This is a genomic window from Collinsella aerofaciens (genome assembly GCF_039752985.1).
GTDB classification, from domain to species: Bacteria; Actinomycetota; Coriobacteriia; order Coriobacteriales; family Coriobacteriaceae; genus Collinsella; species Collinsella aerofaciens_BT.
Genome location: NZ_JBDMHA010000092.1, coordinates 1 through 4,728, shown reverse-complemented (window position 1 = coordinate 4,728; position 4,728 = coordinate 1). Strand labels below are relative to the sequence as shown.

Below are 4,728 nucleotides of genomic sequence, written 5' to 3'. Positions count from 1 at the left end.
TGTTATACGAATTGCTCATTTCGCCATGGAATGAGTGGTGGCCCGGTGTTTAATGGTTTGGGCCAGGTCGTTGGCATAGTACATACTGCAACTGAACATGGACAACTTGGATCATTTCTCCCTTTAAAGGATTGTATCCGCTCAACTGAAGTCTATGGAAGGTGGCTCCTCTTCTAACTAGGACATGAAATAAGTTCCTGCATTACGGCTTATAAAAATCAATCAGGCCTCGCTCAACAGTAGGGTAAGATTTCGGCCAATAGATGCTCATTCGAAGAATAGCAATTCGTGAATATCATACAGGGGGCCAAGTCTCAAGCCCTGATAGGGAGTGTGGCCGTTAAGCGCATTGATTCTTAATCCGATCAGCAGCGCCCCTATTTGATATTTTTTAGATTTAGCGTATGAATGCTAATCATATTTGGGATAATAAAGTTACAGCCTTAGTAAGGGTTGACTTGGGAAGGGTAAAAGCTGGGTTCCCGAATGGGAGTAGATCCTTTGGATTTAGAATTCCTTTGCTCCTGGGGTCATCCCTTACTAAGGCTGTTTTTATTTGTTCGTCGCCTTTGACCTTAGATCTTCGATGATTCCATCTGGATTCTGTTTAATCAGCTCATAGATATCATCGATTGTCTGTTGTGAATAGGCATACCGCGGCTGTTCTCCCTTCATCGAAGTATTAATTGAAAAGCGAGGATCGTCCTTCATCCCATACATCTTTATAAACAGGTTAAAAACCCAGTTGTTGAATTCTTGAGGACAGCCATTTCTTTTTAGCTGGATGCTATTTGCATTTAGCCTGCGCTGGATTTCTTCAACTACATAATTCGTTCGATAGGGATATTTATCTTCAGGCTTAACAAGCTGTTTGATGATAGAAACTGGCGTATTTCCATTTTTGTCAATACGAACAGTCAGGTCCGCATCTTTCTTTTTGGTTAAACGTAGTTCCGTTGTGTAGGTATGTGCATATCGGCGATTGCCCTCTTCGTCCGCCGAGGTCAACACGCCACTTCTGGCATCGATCATTCGACTTATGACTTCCGGAGAGTAGCGCGCTCGACATTCCTCAATCGTTGCATCTGAGCGTCTAACCGAAAGCACGAGATAGTTTTCCGGGATGCGGTCGCTTATCTCAATCCCCATGAGCTCGCGCGCTTTTTCATCGTAATTCTCAACACACGCTTGCAAGATCGGAGCATAGATTCCTTCATATTCTTGAACAACGAAATGGGTGCTAGTATTTCGCAAGTCTATTACTTTGCTCAAATTTCGCCGCAAGGGATCTTTTTCGTTAGTGAAAACCTTTTTAACACAGTCTTCTAGGGACAAGGTTCGATCGGCTTTGTCAGAATAGTATATGGCCCTGTTGCCGTTACGTTGTACGAGATGGGCTTTCAGGAGCAATTCCCATGCGTTGCAAAGAAAGAAAGCACATCCTTCAACTCTATATTTAAGTGTTGGCCTGTTATAAAGCTCGATTGACAATATAAAAGCTTCTTGCGATTTATCACAAAGACGTTGAACGGTTAACGAGTCGATATTATTCATCTTGTTCCAATCGGCAGCGCTTTCTATAAGAGTAGTGTACCGCAATTACGAACATAAGATCGTTTTCTGTTGAATTCAGGGGTAGCAGCTTATCTGCTCGTCCATTTTTCAGGACGCTAATAGCTACCTGCTAGCTTCTTTCAAGGCTCTATGAATCATATGAAGGCCAAGGACATGCTTGCGGTGGACTACGATTCCCCAATGAAGTCAGCAACGGAGTCGCAGGCGCTCGTGGTGGACATCACGCTGTGCGGCATGGAGGTGTGGGGCTGTCTGACGCTTCGCGGCTCCGGGACCCTAACGGCGATGGGCTCGCAGTGCGGGATCCACGCCTCGCAGGCGCTCGTGGTGGACGGCTGCACCGTCGATGCCCGGGCGGACGGGGCCGATATTACTGACGAGGCGGTTGCCGGCGTGATCGCCGGCGACATGGCCGTGCGCGGCGGCGGGCGCGTCGTTGCCGCGGGCGCCGGGTCCGGGGCGGGCGTGCGCGCTTACGGCGTGCATCTGCAGGACGCGGGTCTTGGCGATGGCGCGGCCGGCTGTCGGCTTTCCGTCGATGCCTCGTGGCTTGATGCGGCCGGTGCCGACGGCGACGTTGCGTGCCTGGGTGGGTCGCTTATGTCTGCGCGGTTTGTGGCGCCTGCTGGCGGGGCCTTTGATGCTGGCAGCGTGGTGGATACCTCCGGTGCGGTGGCACCGCACGTGGTGATTGAGCCCGAGAGCGCCACGCCCCCGGCGGGGGAGACCGGTGGAGAAGGCGTGCCAGGCGGCGGGACGGGTGAGACTGTTGGTGATCCTGCTGCGGGGCAGCCCGGTGCAGAACCCGCGACGGACCCCACAGTGAAACCCGCAGCTGCGATTCCCAAGACAAACATAACGGCCAAGACGACGGTGACCAAGACCACGGTGTCTACGCCGTCCAAGCCCAAGAGCATCGCCGCGAACACAACAGCGCTCCCTAAGACCGGCGACAGCAACTGGATCGCCGCTTCCGTGACGCTTTTCCTGCTTGGTACAGTATTTCCCGGTCGTGAACGGTTACCAGTCGTTTTTCCGCGACCCGAGCACCCGGGTATACCGCGATGGCGCCACTTTTGAAGACATCCTAGCGCTTTACGAGTTCGACGTAGAGCTCAGGGAGATAATGCTCGATGCACTGCTCAAGGTCGAGGCGAAGATCAGGTCGGCGCTTGCCTACAAGTTCTGCGCTGCATATGGCGAGTCCCAGAGTAAGTATCTAGACGCTCGCTGCTACGCGACATCGAAGGGCGCGAAGCGTGTTCTCCCAAAGCTGCTAAACATGCTTGAATATATCGCCAACAAGGATACCAGCCATGAATACCTCGCCTACTACCGCAGGGCAAATAAGAACGTGCCGCTATGGGTCGCCGTGAACGCCATGACCTTCGGACAGATTTCGAAAATGCTCACGGCACTTAGGGACAACGAGAAAACCAAGATCGCCAAGAGGTTCGGGGTCGGAAACCCAAAGGAACTCTCTTCGTTTATCCGTGTGCTCGCCCTCTACAGGAACGTCTGCGCGCATGGCGAGCGCCTCTTCTCCCACAGGTGCCACTTTGAGATTCCTGACACGGCCTTACACGCCAAGCTCGGCATCGAAAAGATTGGGCCGGATTACGTTTGTGGCAAGGTAGACGTCTTCTCGGCAGTGATCACGCTTCGATACCTCCTGCGCGACGACGAGTTCAAAGCATTCAAGGCTAAGCTCGTCAAGTGCGTTAACGGATATCTGCTATTGGACGAGAGCGTCGGTGAGGAGCGTCTCCTTGGGGCCATGGGCTTTCCGGCTGAATGGAAGAAGATAACCAGATACAAATTGTGAGCTTGACTCGCCTAAAACGAATCGCTGGCTTCGGCGGATTATTGGCGATTGAATCATGCGCCAAGCCCTTCGCGCGTCGGGCATTCTCTTCTTCGCGTAGTCGTAGTATTCGGATTTAGACGCGCACAAGACCCCGCGTCCTCCTGATGAAGCCGAATTCGCCCTTATGCTCTTTGGGGACCTCATACCTCGCGCATGGTCTTGACTCGAGAAGGATATGTGCTGCTTCGAAAAGGCGAAGCAAAGTTGGAATCGATTTGAGGAAACCACAACTAGGAGGTGTTGCCTATGGCTTCGGCTAATCATCTGGGGCATCCGATTGACGAAGTCTATCAGCCCGATGTACCGTAGACTTTGGAAGAGCTGCTTGGCTGCTTCCCTACCGGCTCGGCAGCAGACGATTACATGTGGAGAGGCCAGACGAATTATTGCTGGACGCCCTTTCCGACGCTGTACAGGCGGATCAGAAGATCTGGGTATAGCGATATGCAGATTGACGAAGGGTTGGTTCGGCATGCCGAGTCAAGGATTCTCGAGGAGGCGCGGGCCAACGGGCTGCTTCGCTGCGGCGGCTCCGTTTTGGAGTTCATGGCCTGCATGCAGCATTTCGGCGGTGCGACGCGTCTGCTTGATGTAACTTCGAGCCTCGACGTCGCGCTTTACTTCGCGTCATCCAGGCATGACAAAGTGGCTGGCGTTGTGTATTCCTATAGGGTTAATCCCGATATGCGCGTCTCGATTGGAGAACAGCCCAACGGTCAGGACCCCGACTGGTATGATCTGACCGATCGTTGCCGCGGCGGGCGCCCCCTGCTCGTGAAGCCGCGAAGCTATGAGCCGAGAATCGTCGTGCAGCATGGTGCGTTCATCATGACATCGCTCGACGGCTCGTTGGCGGACCCAAACCTATTTATATGTCAGACGGTCGACTCCGAAGCTCGTCCGATTTTGATTCTCCCAAAGCTGAAACCTTCCGTGAGAAGGTACCTGGCGGCAAAGGGAATCACTGAGGAGTCTCTATTCCCATCGGGCATCGAGGGGTTTTCGAAGGCTCGCTCGGCGAACGTGCCTATCCGTCTATGACCGGTGTTTGTGGCAAGCAAAAAGCTAACAAAGGGGATGAATCTGAATCTACCCCGATTCCATTGTCACCTTTTACGCCGCCTTCGAGCGGCTATCTTCCGCAGGCCAATTGGCCTTCTCGAACTCCGCCGGGCTGAGGTAGCCCAGCGCCGAGTGGATCCTGGCCCTGTTGTAGATGACCTAGATGCACTCGAACAGATTCAGCGCGGCCTCCTCGCGCGTGGCTTAGGTGCGCGCGTGCACGC

At 53.1% G+C, this 4,728-nt stretch carries 4 protein-coding genes; 3 read left to right on the top strand and 1 reads right to left on the bottom strand.

The window, feature by feature from the left end; genetic code table 11:
* Positions 1 to 552: 552 nt before the first annotated feature.
* A complete protein-coding gene (locus tag ABHR76_RS09395) occupies positions 553 to 1,554 on the bottom strand; it encodes a DUF3644 domain-containing protein (protein ID WP_346977511.1) in 1,002 nt (333 codons plus the stop codon).
* A gap of 150 nt (positions 1,555 to 1,704) precedes the next feature.
* On the opposite strand from ABHR76_RS09395, the gene ABHR76_RS09390 reads away from it, so the two are divergent.
* From ABHR76_RS09390 to ABHR76_RS09380, 3 genes are all read left to right on the top strand, one after another.
* A complete protein-coding gene (locus ABHR76_RS09390; protein ID WP_346977510.1) occupies positions 1,705 to 2,655 on the top strand; it encodes a hypothetical protein in 951 nt (316 codons plus the stop codon).
* The gene (locus ABHR76_RS09385) at positions 2,588 to 3,400 is read left to right on the top strand and encodes an Abi family protein (protein WP_346977509.1); all 813 of its coding nucleotides are present in this window, start codon (positions 2,588 to 2,590) and stop codon (positions 3,398 to 3,400) included. The genes ABHR76_RS09390 and ABHR76_RS09385 overlap by 68 nt, the downstream gene beginning before the upstream one ends.
* Positions 3,401 to 3,805: 405 nt before the next feature.
* On the top strand, positions 3,806 to 4,483 hold the full coding sequence (locus tag ABHR76_RS09380) for an FRG domain-containing protein (RefSeq protein ID WP_252204733.1): 678 nt from the start codon (positions 3,806 to 3,808) through the stop codon (positions 4,481 to 4,483).
* The last annotated feature ends 245 nt before the right edge of the window (positions 4,484 to 4,728 follow it).